Origin of the sequence: Pseudomonas flavocrustae (genome assembly GCF_029872515.1) — a bacterium.
Lineage (GTDB): Bacteria > Pseudomonadota > Gammaproteobacteria > Pseudomonadales > Pseudomonadaceae > Chryseomonas > Chryseomonas aestiva.
Map to the genome: position 1 here is coordinate 18,739 of NZ_JAPDIQ010000013.1, position 19,181 is coordinate 37,919.

Annotated in this window: 18 protein-coding genes and 1 tRNA gene; 8 read left to right on the forward strand and 11 right to left on the reverse strand. The window is 67.6% G+C overall.

All coding sequences use genetic code 11. The features are described 5' to 3' along the window. Window positions 1-7: 7 nt before the first annotated feature. From OMP44_RS22055 to OMP44_RS22080, 6 genes are all read right to left on the reverse strand, one after another. Complete coding sequence (locus OMP44_RS22055) at window positions 8-394, reverse strand: RidA family protein (RefSeq protein ID WP_273863104.1); 387 nt, start codon at window positions 392-394, stop codon at window positions 8-10. Window positions 395-422: 28 nt separating this feature from the next. Continuing rightward, window positions 423-1,199, reverse strand: coding sequence for an amino acid ABC transporter ATP-binding protein (locus OMP44_RS22060; protein ID WP_273863103.1), 777 nt, complete (start codon window positions 1,197-1,199; stop codon window positions 423-425). Next, window positions 1,196-1,858 (reverse strand): amino acid ABC transporter permease, encoded by a 663-nt coding sequence (locus OMP44_RS22065; RefSeq protein WP_273863102.1) that lies wholly within the window; start codon window positions 1,856-1,858, stop codon window positions 1,196-1,198. Before OMP44_RS22065 ends, OMP44_RS22060 begins: the two co-directional genes overlap by 4 nt. Before the next feature lie 10 nt (window positions 1,859-1,868). Further along, on the reverse strand, window positions 1,869-2,531 hold the full coding sequence (locus OMP44_RS22070) for an amino acid ABC transporter permease (protein WP_133862070.1): 663 nt from the start codon (window positions 2,529-2,531) through the stop codon (window positions 1,869-1,871). Between the two features lie 48 nt (window positions 2,532-2,579). After that, on the reverse strand, window positions 2,580-3,359 hold the full coding sequence (locus OMP44_RS22075; RefSeq protein WP_236712125.1) for a transporter substrate-binding protein: 780 nt from the start codon (window positions 3,357-3,359) through the stop codon (window positions 2,580-2,582). A gap of 265 nt (window positions 3,360-3,624) precedes the next feature. Beyond that, complete coding sequence (locus OMP44_RS22080) at window positions 3,625-5,088, reverse strand: N-acyl-D-amino-acid deacylase family protein (protein ID WP_280311286.1); 1,464 nt, start codon at window positions 5,086-5,088, stop codon at window positions 3,625-3,627. Window positions 5,089-5,263: 175 nt separating this feature from the next. Between OMP44_RS22080 and OMP44_RS22085 the strand changes: the two genes are divergently transcribed. The 3 genes from OMP44_RS22085 to OMP44_RS22095 all read left to right on the forward strand — a co-directional run bounded on the left by OMP44_RS22085 (window position 5,264) and on the right by OMP44_RS22095 (window position 9,074). Continuing rightward, window positions 5,264-7,282, forward strand: a complete 2,019-nt coding sequence (locus tag OMP44_RS22085; RefSeq protein WP_280311288.1) for a methyl-accepting chemotaxis protein — start codon at window positions 5,264-5,266, stop codon at window positions 7,280-7,282. Window positions 7,283-7,378: 96 nt separating this feature from the next. Beyond that, the gene (locus OMP44_RS22090; protein ID WP_133862066.1) at window positions 7,379-7,810 is read left to right on the forward strand and encodes a LexA family protein; all 432 of its coding nucleotides are present in this window, start codon (window positions 7,379-7,381) and stop codon (window positions 7,808-7,810) included. Continuing rightward, the gene (locus OMP44_RS22095; RefSeq protein WP_280311291.1) at window positions 7,803-9,074 is read left to right on the forward strand and encodes a Y-family DNA polymerase; all 1,272 of its coding nucleotides are present in this window, start codon (window positions 7,803-7,805) and stop codon (window positions 9,072-9,074) included. Before OMP44_RS22090 ends, OMP44_RS22095 begins: the two co-directional genes overlap by 8 nt. Window positions 9,075-9,089: 15 nt before the next feature. Here OMP44_RS22095 and cycA read toward each other — a convergent pair whose 3' ends face one another. Next, on the reverse strand, window positions 9,090-10,472 hold the full coding sequence (gene cycA / locus OMP44_RS22100; RefSeq protein WP_280311293.1) for a D-serine/D-alanine/glycine transporter: 1,383 nt from the start codon (window positions 10,470-10,472) through the stop codon (window positions 9,090-9,092). Window positions 10,473-10,717: 245 nt separating this feature from the next. Between cycA and OMP44_RS22110 the strand changes: the two genes are divergently transcribed. Then, window positions 10,718-12,895 (forward strand): hybrid sensor histidine kinase/response regulator, encoded by a 2,178-nt coding sequence (locus OMP44_RS22110; protein ID WP_348529690.1) that lies wholly within the window; start codon window positions 10,718-10,720, stop codon window positions 12,893-12,895. A gap of 94 nt (window positions 12,896-12,989) precedes the next feature. On the opposite strand, the gene OMP44_RS22115 is transcribed toward OMP44_RS22110, so the two are convergent. Further along, window positions 12,990-13,063, reverse strand: a tRNA-Gly gene (locus OMP44_RS22115). Between the two features lie 134 nt (window positions 13,064-13,197). Between OMP44_RS22115 and OMP44_RS22120 the strand changes: the two genes are divergently transcribed. Next, window positions 13,198-14,259, forward strand: coding sequence for a M4 family metallopeptidase (locus tag OMP44_RS22120; protein ID WP_280311295.1), 1,062 nt, complete (start codon window positions 13,198-13,200; stop codon window positions 14,257-14,259). Between the two features lie 12 nt (window positions 14,260-14,271). Continuing rightward, window positions 14,272-14,607 (forward strand): protealysin inhibitor emfourin, encoded by a 336-nt coding sequence (locus OMP44_RS22125; RefSeq protein WP_017640065.1) that lies wholly within the window; start codon window positions 14,272-14,274, stop codon window positions 14,605-14,607. Window positions 14,608-14,656: 49 nt separating this feature from the next. Here OMP44_RS22125 and OMP44_RS22130 read toward each other — a convergent pair whose 3' ends face one another. Then, a complete protein-coding gene (locus OMP44_RS22130; protein WP_187978447.1) occupies window positions 14,657-15,688 on the reverse strand; it encodes an MBL fold metallo-hydrolase in 1,032 nt (343 codons plus the stop codon). 236 nt (window positions 15,689-15,924) lie between these two features. Here OMP44_RS22130 and OMP44_RS22135 point away from each other — a divergent pair, with 236 nt between their 5' ends. Further along, entirely contained in the window at window positions 15,925-16,539 is a 615-nt protein-coding gene (locus OMP44_RS22135) for a pseudouridine synthase (protein ID WP_208694119.1), read from the forward strand. Window positions 16,540-16,548: 9 nt separating this feature from the next. Here OMP44_RS22135 and OMP44_RS22140 read toward each other — a convergent pair whose 3' ends face one another. After that, window positions 16,549-17,514: a methyl-accepting chemotaxis protein gene (locus tag OMP44_RS22140; protein ID WP_187978449.1), complete on the reverse strand. Its 966-nt coding sequence runs from the start codon at window positions 17,512-17,514 to the stop codon at window positions 16,549-16,551. 62 nt (window positions 17,515-17,576) lie between these two features. After that, a complete protein-coding gene (locus OMP44_RS22145; RefSeq protein WP_158889420.1) occupies window positions 17,577-18,176 on the reverse strand; it encodes a LysE/ArgO family amino acid transporter in 600 nt (199 codons plus the stop codon). Window positions 18,177-18,275: 99 nt separating this feature from the next. Here OMP44_RS22145 and OMP44_RS22150 point away from each other — a divergent pair, with 99 nt between their 5' ends. Next, window positions 18,276-19,163: a LysR family transcriptional regulator ArgP gene (locus tag OMP44_RS22150; protein WP_133863018.1), complete on the forward strand. Its 888-nt coding sequence runs from the start codon at window positions 18,276-18,278 to the stop codon at window positions 19,161-19,163. Window positions 19,164-19,181 lie beyond the last annotated feature (18 nt).

Genomic DNA, 19,181 nt, shown 5'->3' on the forward strand with positions numbered 1-19,181 from the left:
GGTTGTCTCAGCTCTTGGGTTTGTAGGCGATGCAGTCGATCTCGACCTTGCAGTCCACCATCATGGAGGATTGCACGCAGGCGCGCGCCGGGGCGTTGCCGGCGAAGTACTCGGCGAACACCTTGTTGAAGCTCCAGAAGTCGCGCGGATCGTCCAGCCAGACGCCGGCGCGCACCACGTGTTCCAGACCGTAGCCGGCTTCGTGGAGGATGGCGATCAGATTCTGCATGGTCTTGTGGGTCTGGGCGACGATGCCGCCGTCGATGATCTCGCCATTCTCCATGGCCACCTGGCCGGAGACGTGCAGCCAGCCATCGGCTTCCACCGCGCGGGCGAAGGGCAGGGGTTGACCACCTGCGCCGCGTTCGCCGGCGCCGTATCGAGTGATGCTCATAAGGTTGCTCCTGTTACGGGGGAAGGATTCAGAAAGAGGTCCGGCCGAGGAATTCGGCGAGACGGGTGGAGCGCGGCCGCTCGAACAGCTCGCGGGGCGGACCCTGCTCCTCGATGCGGCCTTGGCTCATGAAGACGATGCGATCGGACACCTCGTAGGCGAATCTCATCTCGTGGGTCACCAGCAGCATGGTCATGCCGTCCTGGGCCAGGTCCTTGATCACCGCCAGCACCTCGCCGACCAGCTCCGGGTCCAGCGCCGAGGTGGGTTCGTCGAACAGCATCAGACTGGGATTCATGGCGATGGCGCGGGCGATGGCCACCCGCTGCTGCTGCCCGCCGGAAAGCTGGCCGGGATGATAATCGCGGCGCTCGATCAGGCCGACCCGGCGCAGCCACTGCTCGCCGATGGCCACGGCTTCGTCCTTGCCCATCTTCTTGACCTTGCGCAGGCCGAGGGTGACGTTTTCCAGGGCGGTGAGGTGGGGAAACAGATTGAATTGCTGGAAGGCCATGCCGGTGAGCGAGCGCTGGCGGGCGATCTCGCGCTCCGGCAGGCGCTGGCGGCGACCGCCTTCCTCGCGATAGCCGATGGCCTCGCCGGCCAGCCGGATGCTGCCGCCCTGGAAGTCTTCCAGCAGGTTGACGCAGCGCAGCAGGGTGGTCTTGCCCGAGCCGCTGGAGCCGATCAGGGTGACCACGTCGCCGCGATCCAGGGACAGGTCGATGCCCTTGAGCACCTCCACGGCGCCAAAGCTCTTGTGCAGGTCATTGATGCTCAGCAGGGGGACGTTGGAATCGGTCATGGCAGGGTCACCCGTTTTTCCAGATAGCGGCCGAGCCGCTCGATGGCGAAGTTGATGAGAAAGAACAGCAGCCCGGCGAACAGATAGAACTGCAGGGTCATGAAGGTGCGGGCGATGACCTGCTGGCTGCTCAGGAGCAACTCGGCCACGCCGATCACCGAGAGCAGGGTGGAGGCCTTGACGATCTCGGTGGAGGCGTTGACCCAGGTCGGCAGGATCTGGCGCAGCGCCTGGGGCAGGAGCACCTCCTTGAGACTCTGGGCGAAGGTCAGGCCGATGGCCTTGGCCGCCTCGTGCTGGCCACGCGGAATGGCCTGCAGGGCGCCGCGGACGATCTCCGCCACATGAGAGCCGCAGAACAGCAGCAGCGCCGCGGTGCCGGCCTGGAAGGGCGTGGGCCGCAGGCCCAGGGCCGGTGCCATGTAGTAGCAGGCCAGCACCAGCACGAACACCGGGGTACCCCGGATCAGGTCGGAATAGATGCGGAACGGCAGGCGCAGCGGCCAGCGCCCGTAGGTCAGCGCCAGGCCGCCGAGGGTACCGAGCAGGGTGCCGCCCAGTACCGCCAGCACGGAGCAGGCCAGGGTGGTGGCGAAACCGGCGGCCAGGGTCTGGCGGGCGTTCCACAATTCCAGGAACCAGGAAGGGGCTTCGTACACGATCGGGCTCCTAGCGGGTCAGGCTCAGCCGCCGCTCCAGCTGGCGCAGCAGCAGGGCGATGACGTAGCAGGTGAGGATGTAGAGGGCGCTGGTCACCAGCCAGGTCTCGATGACCCGGTAACTTTCCAAGTTGATCTTGCGCGCCTGGTAGGTCAGTTCCGGCACGGCGATGGCCGCCGCCAGGGAGGTGTCCTTGAACAGCGAGATGAAGCTGTTGGAAAGCGACGGCAGCACGTTGCGCAGCATCACCGGAATGATGACGTAGGCCTTGATCTGCCATTCGCGCAGGCCGATGGCCAGACCGGCCTCGCGCTGGCCCTTGGGAATGGCCATGAGGCCGCCGCGAAACACCTCGGCCAGGTAGGCGCCGGCATAGAGCGCCAGGGTGATGAGAAAGGAGCTGAGCTTGTCCAGGCGGATGCCGATGCTGGGCAGGGCGAAGTACAGCAGGAGGATCAGCACCAGGATCGGGGTGTTGCGCACCAGGGTGACGTAGCCCGCTGCCAGCCAACGCAGCGCCCGCACCGGTGAGAGCAGGGCGAAGGCCGTGGCCAGGCCGATCAGGCAGCCGATGGCGATGCCCACCAGCGCCAGCTGCAGGCCGAGGGCGAGCCCGGCCAACAGGTGGTCCAGGTTCTGCCACACGGGGGCGAAGTTGAGGGTGTAGTTCATGCTCGACGTCTACCTAGAGGGCGCGGACGGGCCGCGCCAGGGCCAGGATCACTTGAACTCGACGGGGAAGCCGATCGCCGGGGACGGCAGCTCGACGCCGAACCACTTCTTGAAGGAAGCCTGGTAGGTGGGGAATTCCACACCGGTCATGGCCTCGTGCAGGGCGGTGTTGACGAAGTTCAGCCAGTCCTGGTCGCCGCGCTTGACCGCACAGGCGTAGGTCTGGGGACTCCAGGCGTAGTCGGGCGAGCGGTAGCGACCGGGATTCTGGGTCATCAGGTACTTGACCGAGGACTGGTCGGTGGCCACGGCGTCGGCGCGACCGGTGCCCAGGGCCTGGTAGAGCAGGTCGACGCTGTCGTACTGGTCGACCTTGGCGCCGGGCAAGGCCTGGTGCACCAGTTCCTCGGCATAGACGTTCTGCAGCACGGCCACGGTCAGGTCGCTCTTGGCCGCCTTGAGGTCATCGATCTGCTGGTAGCGGCTGTTGGCCGGCAGGAGCAGGGCCACACCCTCGCGGTAGTAGGGCAGGGTGAAGGCGACCTGCTGGGCGCGGCTGGCGGTCACGGTGATGAACTGGCAGCTGATGTCGACCTTGTCGGTGAGCAGGTTGGGAATGCGCGCATCCGAACCCTGCACGACGAATTCGACCTTTTCCGGATCGTTGAACAGGCCCTTGGCGATGACCTTGGAGATATCGATATCGAAGCCCTGCAACTTGCCGTCGGCGCCCTGGAAGTGCCAGGGGGCATTGGTGCTGCCGGTACCCACGACCAGATGGCCGCGCTTGAGCACGTCATCCAGCTTGGCCGCCTGGGCGCCGGTCATGGCGACCAGGCCGACCAGCAGCGCCAGCGTTTTCCACCCCTTCGTCTTGCCTGTCATAGCGTCTCTCCGTTTCCGTTATAGCGGAAGTTTGTTCGTAACAACGGAATAGATTGCAGTGACTGTGCCAGCTATTCGCCCGGCGTTGCAAATCAAGGGCTTGGCTTGAGCGACAGGCAGCAGAGGGTGCTCCCGGTGCCTCAGAGGGCACCGGGAGGTGGCGGAAGGTAACGAGGACGCACCAGGGCGAGGCGTTACCCGGTAGCGCTTAGCAAGGGCGCGGGAAGCCGTGCCGCAGATCGCCGGCGCGTGGCAGGAAGCGCCCATGGCGTTCGCCAATGGCCTGGTCCGGGACATAGGCCAGGCGGCCATTCACCCAGACGGCGTGGATGCCTTCGGCAGGCCGTTGCGGGTCGCTGAAGTCGGCCACGTCGCGGATGCGCCGGGGATCGAACAGCACCAGGTCGGCCTGGGCGCCCGGCTCGATCAGGCCGCGCCCGCTGAGGCCGAAGCGGGCGGCGGACAGGCCGGTCATCTTGTGCACGGCGGTGTGCAGCGGAAAGAGGCCGAGGTCGCGGCTGAAATGACCCAGCACCCGCGGGAAGGCGCCCCAGAGCCGCGGATGGGGGAAGGGATCCTCGGGCAGGCCGTCGGAGCCGATCATGCTCAGCGGATGAGCGAGGATCAGCTGCACATCGGCCTCGCTCATGCCGTAGTAGACGGCGCCCGCCGGTTGCAGGCGACGGGCGGCTTCCTGCAGATCCAGGCCCCAGTCGGCGGCGATGGCGGCCAGGTCGCGGCCGCCGCAGTCGGGATGCGGGGTGGACCAGGTGATGGTGATGCGGTGGCGATCGGTGACCTGCCTGAGATCCAGGGTGGAGGAACTGGCCGCATAGGGATAGCAGTCGCAGCCGACCGGCTGACGATGGGCGGCCTGCTCCAGGGCGCCGAGCAATTCCGGCGCGCGGCCCCAGTTGTCCACCCCGGCGCACTTGAAGTGGGAGACCACCACCGGCGCCCGTGCCTGACGACCGATGTCCAGGGCTTCGTCCAGGGCCTCGTGCACCGCGGCGAATTCGCTGCGCAGGTGGGTGGCATAGAGTCCGCCCACGGCGTCCAGCTCCGCGGCCAATTCGACCACCTCCGCGGTCGGCGCCGCCGCGGCGGAGGCATAGGCCAGCCCGCTGGAAAGCCCCAGGGCGCCAGCCGCCAGGCTTTCACGCAATTCGAGGCGCATGGCGGCGATTTCGGCGGGGGTGGCGGCACGCTGGAGATCGTCCAGATGATTGCTGCGCAACGCCGTGTGGCCGACCAGGGCGGCCACGTTGACGCCGGGCCGCGCCTGCTCCACCGCCGCGCGGTAGGCGGCAAAGGTGGGGTAGCCGAAGACCGCGGCCGGGCCGAGCAGATTCAGTGGATCCGGCGGTTCGCCGCGCAACCTCACCGGGGCGGCGCTGATGCCGCAGTTGCCGACCACCACGGTGGTGACCCCCTGGCTGAGCTTGGGCAGCTGCTGTGGCCGGCGGATGACCATGGTGTCGTCGTGGGTATGCACATCGATGAAACCGGGGGCCAGCACCAGGCCGCTGCCATCGCGGACCTCCCGTGCCGGTTGCCCGGCCAGTTCCCCCAGCGCCTGGATGCGTTCGCCGGAAATCGCCACGTCGAGTACCCGGCCCGGACGGTCTCGACCATCCAGCACAAGGGCATTGAGAATCACTACATCATGCATGCTAGAGCCATCCTGCAACCGTTGAGGGGCACGTTTCGACCGTCGGGTGGCAAAGCGCCATATAAGCGAAGCGGCAGGCCGATAACGATAGAACTGTTACAGAATACTTTGTCTATTAGGTCACAAATTGGGCGGTACAGCCCGAGTGATCCCTCCTGCCGCCCGTGAGCTCGCCATGAATCTGTTGACCCCTGTCGTAAGTCTAATGAATCGCTTGAGATTCCCCGCCAAATTCGCCTGTCTGGCGGCCATCGTCCTGGTGCCCCTGATCTTCCTCAGTGTCTATCTCTATCAGGATATCCAGGAACAGCGCGTCGGCCTGGTGCAGGAAATCGACGGTCAGCGCTATCTGACGCAACTGACCCCGGTCGCTCGCCTGAGCATGTTGCAGCGCGCCCTGACCAAACGGCTCCAGGATGGCGATGCCTCCGCCCAGCAGGACTGGCAGAACAACCGTGACAACCTGCTCAAGGCTTATGACGATCTGGGCCGGCTGGACCGCGAACTCGGCACCCAGCTGGAAACCGGGGATCGCCTGAGCCAGCTGCGACGGGGCGCCGAGCGCCTGATGCAGGGGACTACGGGCACCTCACTGGAGGTGTTCGAGGCCTGGAACGAGCAACTGACCCAGACCCTGAATCTCTTCTATTACGTCTCGGCCACCTCCGGCCTGGCGCTGGACTCGGATTACACCAGTCTCTTTCTCATCGACATCACCTCCGTGCGCCTGCCGCGGGAAATCAACCTCATCGGCCAGCTACGTGGCCTGGCCTTTGGCCTGAGCGCCAATAATCGCTTCGATCCCGCCAGTCTGAATCTGGCGCGCAGCGTGGTGAGCCAGGAACGGCAGAGCGCCGACGAACTGGAGCAGGGTCTCAGACTCCTGGCACGTCAGGCGCCGGAGCTGGCCCAGCGCCTCAAGGGCTCCCTGGCCCAGGCGGCGGATGACTATGCCAACTTCCGCCAGGGCATGCAGGCGGCCATGACCAACGAGGGTACGGTCTCCGGGCGCGCCCTGGGTACCCAGGGCAATGCCGTGGTCGCCCGCTATTACAAGGTGCAGGAAGAGGCGCAGGGCCAGCTCTCCCAGTTGCTGGCCGAGCGACTGGTCCATGCGACCACGCTGCGTAATCTGGTAGTGGGCCTGATCCTGGGTGCCCTGCTGCTGCTGATCTACACCTTCGCCGGTATCTACCAGGCGCTGCGCCAGGGGATCGCCGAACTGGTCGGGGTGACCGCCGCCGCTGCCCAGGGCGATCTGAGTCGCCGCGCCGCCCTGCGCGGACGTGACGAGATCGCCGACATCGGCCGTAGCCTGGACGCGATGCTGGAGGCCTTCGGTCGTTCGCTGCGGGAGGTCGATCAGGCCTCCAACGCGGTGGCTGAGGCCTCGGGATCTCTGGCTGGCTCCATTGGCCAGGCGCGTTCGACCATGCAGACGCAACAGGGCGAAACCGACCAGGTGGCCACCGCCATCACCGAGATGACCGCCAGCGTGGCGGACGTCGCCAACAACACCGAAGGTGCCGTGGCCGCCGCCCAGCAGGCCGATCAGGCCACCCGGGAAGGCACCCGGGTGATGCAGCAGACGCAACAGGCCATCGAGGCCCTGGCCGCCGAGGTGGACCTCAGCGCCACCAAGGTCGCGGCCCTGGAAAGCCACAGCCAGGCCATCGGCGGGGTCATCGCGGTAATCCGTACCATCGCCGAGCAGACCAACCTGCTGGCGCTCAACGCCGCCATCGAGGCCGCCCGGGCCGGCGAGCAGGGCCGTGGCTTCGCCGTGGTGGCCGACGAGGTCCGCACCCTGGCCTCGCGCACCCAGACCTCCACCGAGGAAATCCGCCGCATCATCGAGCAGTTGCAGGCCGCCACCGGCGAGGCCGTCGGGCAGATGCAGGCCAGTCGCGGCCATGCCCTGACCGGCGTCGCGGCGGCCGAGCAGGCCAGCGTCAGCCTGACCAGCATCGGCGCCGCCGTGGAGCGCATCGTCGACGTCAACGTGCAGATCGCCAGCGCCGCGGAACAGCAGGCCGCGGTCTCCGAGGACATCAACCGCAACACCACCGGCATCCGCGCCAGCACCCTGCAGGTCCTGAGTGGTATCGAGGCCGATGCCGGCACCGCCGAGCGTCTCGCCGGTCTCTCCCAGGACCTGCGCGGCATCGTTTCGCGCTTTCGCCTCAGCGCCTGAGGGCGCCGCTCATCGGCGAGGGTTAGGTCGGACTTTACAACACGGCAGCTGCGGATAACTGTATAAATAGACAGTTATCCGCAGGAGCGCCTTGTCATGTCCGTTACCGTCCTGGGTTGCCTGGAGTCGTCCGAGACCCGGCTGCCGCTCTATGATTTTCGCCTGCCGTGCGGCTTTCCCTCGCCGGCCCAGGATCATCTGGAGCGCCAGGTCTCGCTGGACGAACTGGTCGACCTGCGCGCGCCCCACACCTATGTCATCCAGGTCAGTGGCGACAGCATGACCGGCGCCGGGATCTTCGCCGGCGATCTGGTGATCGTCGATCGCGCCCGGCCGGCACGGGTCGGCGACATCGTGGTGGCGGTACGCGATCGCGAACCCACCCTCAAGCGCCTCGGCCGGCGCGGCGCCCATTTCGTCCTGCTGGCGGAAAATCCCGCCTATGCGCCCCTGGTTATCGGCGAGCGCGACGACTTCGAGGTCTGGGGCGTCGCCACCCACAGCCTGCGGCGCTTCGGCCATGGCTGAGTCGGTGCTGGCGCTGATCGACTGCAACGCCTTCTATTGCAGTTGCGAGCGGGTCTTCCGCCCCGATCTCGCGCAGCGGCCGGTGGTGGTGCTGTCCAACAACGACGGTTGCGTGATCGCCCGCTCGCCCGAGGCCAAGCGCCTGGGCATCGCCATGGCCGCGCCCTGGTTCCAGGTGCGCGAACTGGCCCGGCGCGGCGAGGTCGAGGCCTTCAGTTCCAACTACGCCCTCTATGGCGATCTCAGCGATCGGGTGATGCGCACCCTGGCGACCCTGGTGCCGCGCCTGGAGCGCTACAGTATCGACGAGGTGTTCGCCGATCTGGCCGGCCTGCCCGAACCCCTGGATGCCCTCGGCCAGCGCCTGCAAGCGCGGGTGCAGAAGTGGACGGGCATCCCGGTCAGCGTCGGCATCGCCGGCACCAAGACCCTGGCCAAGCTGGCCAATGCCGCCGCCAAGCGCTGGCCGGCGCGCACCGGCGGGGTGCTGGATCTGCGCGACCCGGCAGTGCACGACTGGGTGCTCAAGCATTCGCCCATCGAAGACGTCTGGGGGGTCGGCCGACGCCTGGCCGCGCGCCTGCGCGGGGAGGGCATTACCACGGCCTGGGAGTTGGCCGGGCAGGACGCCTGGTCGCTGCGCCAGCGCTACAGCGTGGTGCTGGAAAAGACCGCACGGGAATTGCGCGGACTGGCCTGCCTGAGCCTGGAGGAACTGGAAGCGCCACGGCAGACGATCTGCAGCAGTCGCATGTTCGGGCGCCGCCAGTACCAGTTCGGCGCCCTGGCCGAGGCGGTGGCCAGCTACACCGCCCGCGCCGCGGAAAAGCTGCGCGCCCAGGGCTCGCTCTGTCGCACCCTGAGGGTCAGTATCCAGACCGGCATGCACGGCGCCGACGACGGCCGCTACGCCAATGCCGCCCTGCTCAACCTGCTGGCGCCCAGCGACGACACCCGGGTGCTCAACGACCAGGCCCAGGCGGGCCTGCGCGAGATCTTTCGCGACGGCTTCGGCTATGCCAAGGCCGAGGTGCTGCTGCTCGATCTCTGCGGCCGTGGCGAGGTGGCGGCGGATCTCTTCGCCGCCGCCCCGGATCCGGCCGCTGCCCGACTGATGGCGACCCTGGACGCCATCAACGGCCGGTTCGGTCGCGAGACCCTGAGACCGGCACGGATTCCGCGCGATCCCGCCTGGCAGATGCGCCGCGATCTGCTCAGCCCGCGCTACACCACCCGGCTCGATGAACTCTGGACGGTGGGCTGAGCGCCCAGCGCCGGTCTAGCCGGCGCGTACCGCCCGCCGCCTGCGCCACCAGTAGCCCACGCCCAGCAGCAGGAACCACAGCGGACTGGCCAGCAGCGCCTGGCGGGTGTCGTCCTGCAGGGTCAGCAGGACCAGCACCGCGGCGAAGAAGGCCAGCACCCCGTAGCACACCCAGCGTCCGCCGGGCAGGCGAAAGGCCGAGGCGGCATGGCGCTCCGGACGGTTGCGGCGATAGGCCAGCCAGGCCAGCAGGATCAGCGACCAGACGAACATGAACAGCACCGCGGCCAGGGTGGTGACCAGGGTGAAGGCGGTGACCAGGTTGGGGATCAGGTAGATCAGCACCGTACCCAGCAGCAGGCACAGGCAGGACAGCACCAGCCCGCGCGCCGGCACCGCCGCCCGCGAAAGGCGGGTGAGGCCGCGTGGCGCATGACCTTCGCGGGCCAGGCCATAGAGCATCCGGCTGGTGGAGAAGATGCCGCTGTTGGCCGAGGAGGTGGCCGAGGTCAGCACCACGAAATTGATCAGGCTGGCGGCCATGGGCACGCCGGCCAGCACGAAGAGTTCGACGAAGGGGCTCTTGTCCGGCACCACCTGGCGCCAGGGCGTCACCGCCATGATCACCACCAGCGCCAGCACATAGAACACCAGGATGCGCAGCGGAATGGAATTGATCGCCCGCGGCAGGTTGCGTCGCGGATCGGCGGTTTCCGCGGCGGTGGTACCCACCAGTTCGATGCCGACGAAGGCGAAGACGGCGATCTGGAAACCGGCGAAGAAACCGCCCAGCCCCATGGGAAAGACGCCGCCGTCGTTCCACAGATTGGCCAGGCTGGCGACGTTGCCCGAGGGCGACTGGAAGCCCCAGAGCACCAGGCCGAAGCCGGTGACGATCAGCGCGCAGATGGCGACGATCTTGATCAGCGCGAACCAGAACTCCAGCTCGCCGAACAGCCGCACGGTGACCAGGTTGAGCCCCAGCAGGAGCAGCACGCAGAGCAGCGCCGGGATCCAGGGGGCGAGGCCTGGAAGCCAGAACTGGGCATAGGCGGCGATGGCGATGACATCGGCGATGGCGGTGACGATCCAGCAGAACCAGTAGGTCCAGCCGCAGAAGAAGCCGGCCCAGGGGCCGAGCAGATCGGTGCAGAAGTCGATGAAGGACTTGTAGTCCAGGTCCGACAGCAGCAGTTCGCCCAGGGCGCGCATGACAAAGAACAGGGCGCTGCCGATGATCAGATAGATCAGCAGGATCGAGGGGCCGGCCAGGGCGATGGTCTTGCCCGAGCCCATGAACAGGCCGGTGCCGATGGCGCCGCCGATGGCGATCAGTTGCAGATGGCGATTGGACAGGCTGCGTTGCAGCCCCTCGGGCGGGGTGGAAGACGCGGACATGACGAGCGGATACCTGACAGCGACAGCGGGGGCCACACGGTAAGAGATGCACGGCGGACGTGCCAGTCGTTTCACCGGGACAGCATGCCGCAGGGCCGGCCTGCCACTGATGGGGGCGGCGGCGCCGTCGGTCACCTGGAACTCTGGCAGGCAGGCTCGTACCTGCCTATCATGGCCATCCGGGCTCCTGCAGCGGACCCGGACGGCCACGAGATCCCTCAGTGCCTCTGCCAGTGAGTCGTCCCTTGTCCTATCTCGAAAGTTTCGCCTGGGAAACCACGCCACTGGGCGCGCGCGCCAGCTGGCCCGTGGCCCTCCGGACTACCTACGACCTGCTGATGGCGTCCCCCTTCGCCATGTGCGCCACCTGGGGCGCGGAGCAGACGCTGATCTACAACCAGGCTTACGCCCCCTTTCTCGGCGCGCGACATCCTGCCGCATTGGGGCAGCCGATCGATAAGGTCTGGGCGGAACTGTGGGACGAGATCGCGCCGCTGATCGAGCGGACGCTGTCCGGCGAGGCACTGCACTTCGTCGACAAGCACTTCGTGATGACCCGCAACGGCTATCCCGAGGACACCTACTGGAGCTTTTCCTACAGCCCGCTGCGTGACGGTGAGGCCATCGTCGGCATGCTCAACATCACCACCGAGACCACTGCCGGCGTCCAGGCCCACCACCAGCGCGATGTGGCCGAGGCCGCCCTGCGCCGGCACAACTTGACCCTCGAACAGGAACTCTCGGCGCGCATCGACGAGCGCGACAGCGCGCGCGCCGCGGAGAGCAGCGTGCTGGCCGCCGCCGAGCGTGTACAACTGGCCCTCGCCGCCGGTGCCATCATCGGCACTTGGTACTGGGACCTGCCCACCGACAGATTCACCGTCGACGAGGCCTTCGCCATCAACTTCGGCCTCGACCCGGCGCTGGGCCGCGATGGCCTGAGCCTGGCGCAGGTGGTGGCCACCGTCCACCCGGACGACCAGGCCGGCCTGGCCGCGGCCATCGCCGACGTCATCGCGCGCGGTGGGCGCTATGCCCACCAGTACCGGGTCCGCCGCAGCGACGGCCGCTACTACTGGCTGGAGGCCAACGGCCACGTCGAACTGGCTCCGGACGGTACCCCGCTGCGCTTCCCCGGCGTGCTGCTGGACGTGGATGCCCGGCGTGCCCTGGCCGACGAGCGCGACCGTGCCCTGGCGGAGTTGCGCGACCTGACCGCCACCCTGGAGCAGCGCGTCGAAGAGCGCACCGAGGAACTGCGCCGCTCGGAAGAAGCCCTGCGCCAGTCGCAGAAGATGGAAGCGGTCGGCCAGCTCACCGGCGGCCTGGCCCATGATTTCAACAACCTGCTCGCGGGGATCTCCGGCAGCCTCGACCTCATGAGTCTGCGCATCGGCCAGGGGCGCTTCACCGAGCTGGAAAAATACCTGTTGGCCGCCCAGGGCAGCGCCAAGCGCGCCGCGGCCCTGACCCACCGGCTGCTGGCCTTCGCCCGCCGCCAGACCTTGGCCCCGGAGGCCACGGTGGTCAACCAGCTGGTGGGCGGCATGCTCGACCTGGTGCAGCGCACCGTGGGGCCGGCCATCCAGGTGCACTTCACCAGTCTGCCGGACGACCAGCCCTTGCTGGTGGACCAGTCCCAGCTGGAAAACGCCCTGCTCAATCTGTGCATCAACGCGCGCGACGCCATGCCCAACGGCGGGCGTATCCTCATCGCCGCCAGTCATCGCACCCTCGGCGAAGGGGATAGCCGCGATTTCGAATTGGCCCCCGGGCGCTATCTGCACCTGAGCGTGACCGATACCGGCAGCGGCATGCCGCCGGAGGTCGCCGCCAAGGCCTTCGAACCCTTCTTCACCACCAAGCCGATGGGGCAGGGCACGGGCCTTGGACTGTCGATGATCTATGGCTTCGCCCGCCAGTCGGGCGGCCAGCTGCGGCTGCGCTCGATGCCAGGCGAAGGCACTACGGTCTGCCTTTACCTGCCCCTGCGACCGGTGGGGCGACCATGCGGCTCGCCTCTGGCAGCGGGCCAGCCCGGTCTGCTGGAAGGTGCCCATGCCACGGTGCTGGTGGTCGACGACGAACCCACGGTGCGCATGCTGGTGACCGATCTGCTGCGCGAACTGGGCTACGTCATCATCGAGGCCGCCGACGGCGCCGGCGGCCTGGAAGTGCTGCACTCCGATGCCCGTATCGATCTGCTGGTCACCGACGTCGGCCTGCCCGGCGGCATGAACGGTCGCCAGCTGGCCGACGCCGCCCGGGTCCAGCGTCCGGCGCTCAAGGTGCTGTTCATCACCGGCTTCGCCGAAACCTCGCTGCTCAGCGACGGCCACCTGGAGCCGGGCATGGCGATCCTCACCAAGCCCTTCGCGGTGGAGGCCCTGGCGCAGCGGGTGAGGAGCCTGGTAGCGGGGTAGGTTTCGCGCACGCAAAACCCCTTGGCAGAGCCCGGAAACGCAACGGCCCCCAATCAGCGTGTCCGCAAGGACTGATTGGAGGCCGCCTGAAATCTGGAGCGGGCGAAGGGAATCGAACCCTCGTCATGAGCTTGGGAAGCTCAGGTAATGCCATTATACGACGCCCGCGTGGGGTGCCTTTGTACCAGAAGCCTGCCTCCGGGTGAAGAGGCGGGAGTGGTCCGGCTGTTTCGTGGTCCAACGGACAGGACCGCACGCTGCGGTGATCGGGGACCTTTGTCCCCCAGAGGAGGAGGTCGCGCATGTCTCGTTATCCGGGCACCTACCAGGGAGTGATTCCCCCCTACATTCTTGGCCGCATCATCGATCATGGCGATGAACACCAGCGTTCCTGCGCCCTGACCACCCTGAGCCACGTCCAGAGTCTGTTGCACAATCCCGGTCGGCCCGGGGTGCGCCAGGCGCCGATCGGGCCGCTGCCGCGTACCGATGACGCCAGTCCGCAGCGCAGCATCTTCGATGCCGGCAATGCCATGCAGTTGCCCGGGCGCCTGGTGCGCCAGGAAGGCCAGCCGGCGCTGAGCGATGTGGCGGTGGACGAGGCCTACGACTACCTGGGCGCCACCTTCACCTTCTTCAACGAGGTCTTCGGGCGCAATTCCATCGATGGCCAGGGCCTGCCGCTGGCCGGCACCGTCCACTATGGCCAGGACTATCAGAATGCCTTCTGGAACGGCGAGCAGATGGTGTTCGGCGATGGCGACGGCGAGATCTTCAACCGTTTCACCATCGCTCTCGACGTCATCGCTCATGAGCTGGTGCACGGCGTCACCGAGAGCGAGGCGGGGCTGGTGTACTTCAACCAGTCCGGCGCACTCAACGAGTCGGTCTCCGATGTCTTCGGCATCCTGGTCAAGCAGTACAAGCTCAAGCAGACGGCTGCCGAGGCCGACTGGATCATCGGCGCCGGGCTGCTGACCAAGAAGATCAAGGGCAGGGGTCTGAGGTCGATGGCCGAGCCGGGCACCGCCTACGACGATCCGACTCTGGGCAAGGATCCCCAGCCTGGCCATATGCGCGACTACATCGAGACCCGCGAAGACAATGGCGGTGTCCACCTCAATTCGGGCATTCCCAACCGGGCCTTCTACCTGGCCGCGCTGGCCCTGGGCGGTCACGCCTGGGAAAAGGCCGGGCCGATCTGGTACGACACCCTCTGCGACAGCCGCCTGGCCAACGATGCGGATTTCGCTGCCTTCGCCCGCTTGACGGTCTCCAACGCCGGTCGTCGCTTCGGCGCCGAGTCGGCCGAGGTCCGTGCGGTCGAGGAGGCCTGGGCGGGCGTGGGTGTCACCCTTAGCTAGAGGAGCAAGGCGATGCGCGAACTTCCCCCGCTGGGCAAGGACACCGTGGTGCGGCTCTCGCGACAGGGGGGCTTCGCCCCCTTGCATGCGTTGAGCAAGCCGCGGGAGATCGAATTCGGCCAGTACGACAGCGCCCAGCGCGGGCGCATCTGCTCGGTGCTGGAACGCTGCCTGCCGGAATCTGGCGAACCGACCCAGGTCGGGCGCGGCGATCAGCGCTACTTCAAGGTGGAGCTGCGCTTTCGCCCGCAACCTGCCGAGCAGGAAGACGAACTGACCCTGCTGATCCCCGAAGACCGGGCGCCCAGTGAGTTGGTGCGGCTCTGGGACAAGGGGTTGGTGGAGTAGCGCTTTTCAACGGAGCCTCACCGCGCACAGGCCCTGTTCGTATAGAACCTCAGGGAACCGACCAGACCTCGCCCGGCGCCAGTGTCCGGAACGCCGCGTCCGCCAGACCATGCAGGGCCCGGGCATGGGCCAGGTCGCGGGGCGGGGCGAATTGTCCTTCGTCGCTCAGGGAAAAGGTGCCGAAGTGGATACCCAGGCTGCTGGCCGCGCCCAGCGCCTGATGGGCACGTACCGCATCGTCGGGATTCAGGTGGCTGTCCTGCATGAACCAGCGCGGTTCGTAGGCACCGATGGGCAGGGCGGCGAAGCGCGGTGCGCCCAGGCGTTCGCGGATCTGCGCGAAATGCGGGCCCCAGCCGGTGTCGCCGGCGAAATAGACCGGTCCGCTCGGCGCTTCCAGCACGAAGCCACCCCACAGCCGTCGATTGGTGTCGAAGCGGCTGCGCGCCGACCAGTGCTGGCCCGGTACCAGGTGCAGACGCAGGCCCTCCTTGAGCGGCAGGCTCTGCCACCAATCCAGTTCGCTGACGGTGACGAAGCCGGTCTCGCGGCGGATCAGCTCGGCGTTGCCCAGGGGCGTCACCACCGGCGTCAGGGGCGCGCGCTCGGCCAGGCGCCTCAGGGTCGCCAGATCCATATGGTCGTAGTGGCTGTGGCTGACGAAGATCAGATCCAGCGGCGGCAGGTCATCCAGGGCCACGCCGGGGGCGTGATAGCGTCGCGGACCGATGAAGCTGAAGGGGCTGACCCGCTCCGACCAGACCGGGTCGGCGAGGATGTTGAGGCCCTGATGCTGGATCAGCAGGGTGGCATGGTTGACGAAGGTCACCCGTAATTCGCCGCCCTCGACCCGGGCCGCTGGCCGCGTCGGCACGGCCGGCCCTTCCTGCCAGGTCCATTCCGGCCGGGTGCGGGTGAACTGCCATTTCAGCACCGTCCAGAGACTCTTGTCCTCGCGCGGCGCCAGGTTGTGGAAGCGCTCGCCGTCGAAGTGGTCGGTGCGCGGGCCTTCGTAGGCCGACGAGGCGCAACCGGCCAGGGTGAGCAGGTGGATCAGCCACAGCGGACGAAAGATGCGCATGGGACCTCGGACGAATAGACTGGATGGCCCAGATTACCCCTAAGAGCCTATTCAAAGTCTGCTGCGCGTCGGCCAAACGGCGTTGAAAAGGTCCTGGATCGCCAGCCCGGTCGGAATGCTCATTTACTTTTGTAAAATCGAGCGCGAGTACGATCCGCTTCCTCAGACATTTTCGCCTTGTTTGGCTCTAGCTCGCGAGCCTTTGAACAGGCCCTTACTAGCCGCCGTCGATCCCCATGTCGCGAAATACCCGTTCCACCCCCGGCCAGCGGCCCCGTCGCCAGGCCAAGGCGCCGCCGGTCACGCCGCGGCTGCTGCTGCTCAACAAGCCCTTCGATGTGCTCACCCAGTTCGCCGACGCCGATGGCCGCGCGACCCTGAAGGCCTACGTCGTGGTACCGGGTGTCTATCCGGCTGGCCGTCTGGATCGTGACAGCGAAGGCCTGCTCCTGCTGACCAACGATGGCCAGCTGCAGGCGCGCATCGCCGATCCCCGGCACAAGCTGCCCAAGACCTACTGGGCCCAGGTGGAAGGCACCCCCAGCGAAGCGCAATTGCAGTGCCTGCGCCAGGGGGTCGAACTCAATGACGGCCCCACGCTGCCGGCCGAAGCGCGCCTGCTGGCCGAGCCGCCGGTGCTCTGGGAGCGCGATCCGCCGGTGCGCTTTCGCAAGAGCGTGCCGACCGCCTGGATCGAGCTGACCATCCGCGAAGGGCGCAATCGCCAGGTGCGGCGCATGACCGCCGCGGTGGGCCTGCCGACCCTGCGCCTGGTGCGCGTACGCATCGGCCCCTGGACGCTGGACGACCTGGCGCCGGGGCAATGGCGCGAGGTACCGGCGCAGCTCTAGCGCCGCAGCTCAATCCTGCCGCTGGCTGGCGGCCTCCTGCAGATCGCCGGCGATGTCGGCGAGGCGGCGACTGACCTCTTTCAGGACCTGTGGATCGATCGCGCGCGCGGGCTGACCCGGTTCGGTCAGCAGCTGACTGGCCAGCAGGGCGCTCAGGGCGCTGACCTCGCTGGCCTGATGACGCAGCTCGTGGGTGTGCTGGACGGCGGCGTCGCGCAGGAGATTGGTGCTCAGGGTCAGGCGGCCCAGTTCGTCATCGCGCCCGCCGGGCAGGCGCTCGCCGAAGCGCCCGCGCGCCAGCAGCCCCAGTTGCCGGGCGCAGGTCACCAGCGGGTCCACCAGCCGCCGCTCCACCAGCCTGACCCCCAGGAACAGCAGGCCGCCGCCACAGAGCAGCAGGGCCAGGCCGGCGAGCAGGATGTCGCGCTGGGCCTCGGCGCGGATGGTGGCGATCTGCGCGGCGGTACGGCCGTGCAGTTCATCGACCAGGGCGGCGAAGCCTTCGGCGGTCTCGCGGTCGATACCGCGGACCTCGGCATCGCCGCGGCGTGGATCGCGGTCATGGGCGAGATAGGCGGCATGGCCGGCGCGATAGCGCTCGCCCAGACGCCCGTGCTGGGTCCGCAGCGCCTGGAGTCGCGGTTGCAACTCGGGGTCGACGCGGGTGGCCAGCTGTTGCAGTCGCTGATCGACCTCGGCTTCGCGGGTTAGAAAGGCCTGCCAATAGCGCTCGGCGGTGTCGGCATCGCCACCGCGCAGGAGAAAGTTCTTCCACTCCTGCACCTGGATCTTGAAGGTCAGGTGGGTGTCGTCGATCTCCACCAGCCGCTCCAGCGGGCCCTCGATCAGGTGCTGGTAGCGGTGCAGTTCGCGGGAAAGTAGGGCGAAGCCGGCCAGGGCGATCAGCAGCATCAGCAGCAGACTGCCGCCGAACAGGAGCAGGCTCTGGCTGCGGAGCGAGCGGGCGAAGGGCATAGGGACTCTCGACAGGAAACGCAGAGCCGCAGCTTAGGGCGCTCGCCGGGCGAAGGCCAGCCTCAGGTCGAGACCAGCAACTGCACCGCGACGGCAAACATCACCCCGGCCACCAGCAGATCGATCAGTCGCCACACCCCCGGACGGGCCAGGTAGGGTGCGGCCCAGGCCGCGCCCAGGGCAAGTCCGAAAAACCACAGCATGGAGGCGGTGGCGGCGCCGAACACATAGGCCAGGGGCGCGGCCTGCTGGCTGCCCAGGGAGCCCACCAGCAGCACCGTGTCCAGATAGACATGGGGATTGAGCAGGGAGACGGCCGCCGCGGCGAGCAATGCCTGCCGCCGGCTGCGCGGACTCGTGGTCTCCAGCTTGTCGATGGCCGCCGGCCGCCAGGCCCGGCGTAGCGCCTGGGCGCCGTACCAGAGCAGAAAGGCCGCGCCGCCCCAGCGCAGGATGTCCACCAGCAGCGGGCTGTGCTGGATCAGCGCGGCCAGGCCCAGCACGCCGGCGGCCACCAGGATCACGTCGCAGGTGAGGCAGAAGGCGGCGATGGCCAGATGGTGCTCGCGGCGCAGCCCCTGAGCCAGCAGATAGGTGTTCTGGGCGCCCAGCGCCATGATGAGACTGGCCATGGTCAGCAGGCCGGTAAAGTAGCTGTTCATTGCAAGGGTGTCGCCTTGTTGTCCAGGAATGGCTGCCACCTTGCCGGGTCTGGGTGTATAAGAAAAACCAATATTCCTTATGCAGCATTAGCTGAATCGATGATCGACTACAAGTTGCTGGAAGCCCTGGCGGTGGTGGTGGAAGAGGGCGGCTTCGAGCGGGCGGCGCGCCGGCTGGGCCTGTCGCAATCGGCGGTGTCCCAGCGCATCAAGTTGCTCGAAGCCCGGGTAGGCCAGGCGGTGCTGGTGCGGGAGACACCGCCCCAGCCTACCGCGCCGGGTCTGCGGCTGTTGCGCCATATCCAGCAGGTCCGGCTGCTGGAAGCCGATCTGGGCAGCGAGGTGCCGGGACTGGCTGAAGAAGCGCCGCAGCGGCTCCGTATCGCCCTGAACGCCGACAGCCTGGCCAGCTGGTGGCCGGCCGCGGTCGGCCCCTGGCTGGTGGAGCAGGGGCTGCTGCTGGATCTGGTGGTAGAGGATCAGGACGTGGTGCTGCGCCGTATGCGCGCGGGCGAGGTGGCGGCCTGCCTCTGCGCCAGCGGTCAGCCCCTGGCGGGCGCCCGGGTGCGATCCTTGGGCGCCATGCGTTATCGCGCCGTGGCCAGTCCGGATTTCTGTGCCCGCTGGCTGACAGGGCGGCCGATCGCCCAGGCCCTGGTGCGCGCGCCCGCCATCGTCTTCGGTCCGGACGACCGCCTGCAGCACCGCTATCTGGAGCAGCTCGGTGTCACCGCGCCCTTCGACTACCACCTCTGCCCGTCCGCCGAAGGTTTCCAGCAGATGGCCCTCAGTGGTATCGGTTGGGGTCTGCTGCCCGATATCCAGAGTGCGGCCGCCCTGGCCAGTGGTGCCCTGGTGGATCTGGCGCCCGGTCACTGGGTGGATGTCCCGCTGTTCTGGCATCACTGGCGTAATGGCGGTGTCGCCCTGCAGGCGCTGACCCGCCATCTGGAGGGCGTCGCCGGTCAGTGGCTGGTGCGCGACTAGCGGCGCCTGTCGAAGGCT

Coding starts and splice junctions, on each gene's coding strand:
- OMP44_RS22055 (WP_273863104.1), bottom strand. CDS start 394: ATGAGCATCACTCGATACGGCGCCGGCGAACGCGGCGCAGGTGGTCAA.
- OMP44_RS22060 (WP_273863103.1), bottom strand. CDS start 1,199: ATGACCGATTCCAACGTCCCCCTGCTGAGCATCAATGACCTGCACAAG.
- OMP44_RS22070 (WP_133862070.1), bottom strand. CDS start 2,531: ATGAACTACACCCTCAACTTCGCCCCCGTGTGGCAGAACCTGGACCAC.
- OMP44_RS22075 (WP_236712125.1), bottom strand. CDS start 3,359: ATGACCGGCGCCCAGGCGGCCAAGCTGGATGACGTGCTCAAGCGCGGC.
- OMP44_RS22080 (WP_280311286.1), bottom strand. CDS start 5,088: ATGCATGATGTAGTGATTCTCAATGCCCTTGTGCTGGATGGTCGAGAC.
- OMP44_RS22085 (WP_280311288.1), top strand. CDS start 5,264: ATGAATCTGTTGACCCCTGTCGTAAGTCTAATGAATCGCTTGAGATTC.
- OMP44_RS22090 (WP_133862066.1), top strand. CDS start 7,379: ATGTCCGTTACCGTCCTGGGTTGCCTGGAGTCGTCCGAGACCCGGCTG.
- OMP44_RS22095 (WP_280311291.1), top strand. CDS start 7,803: ATGGCTGAGTCGGTGCTGGCGCTGATCGACTGCAACGCCTTCTATTGC.
- cycA (WP_280311293.1), bottom strand. CDS start 10,472: ATGTCCGCGTCTTCCACCCCGCCCGAGGGGCTGCAACGCAGCCTGTCC.
- OMP44_RS22120 (WP_280311295.1), top strand. CDS start 13,198: ATGTCTCGTTATCCGGGCACCTACCAGGGAGTGATTCCCCCCTACATT.
- OMP44_RS22125 (WP_017640065.1), top strand. CDS start 14,272: ATGCGCGAACTTCCCCCGCTGGGCAAGGACACCGTGGTGCGGCTCTCG.
- OMP44_RS22130 (WP_187978447.1), bottom strand. CDS start 15,688: ATGCGCATCTTTCGTCCGCTGTGGCTGATCCACCTGCTCACCCTGGCC.
- OMP44_RS22135 (WP_208694119.1), top strand. CDS start 15,925: ATGTCGCGAAATACCCGTTCCACCCCCGGCCAGCGGCCCCGTCGCCAG.
- OMP44_RS22140 (WP_187978449.1), bottom strand. CDS start 17,514: ATGCCCTTCGCCCGCTCGCTCCGCAGCCAGAGCCTGCTCCTGTTCGGC.
- OMP44_RS22145 (WP_158889420.1), bottom strand. CDS start 18,176: ATGAACAGCTACTTTACCGGCCTGCTGACCATGGCCAGTCTCATCATG.
- OMP44_RS22150 (WP_133863018.1), top strand. CDS start 18,276: ATGATCGACTACAAGTTGCTGGAAGCCCTGGCGGTGGTGGTGGAAGAG.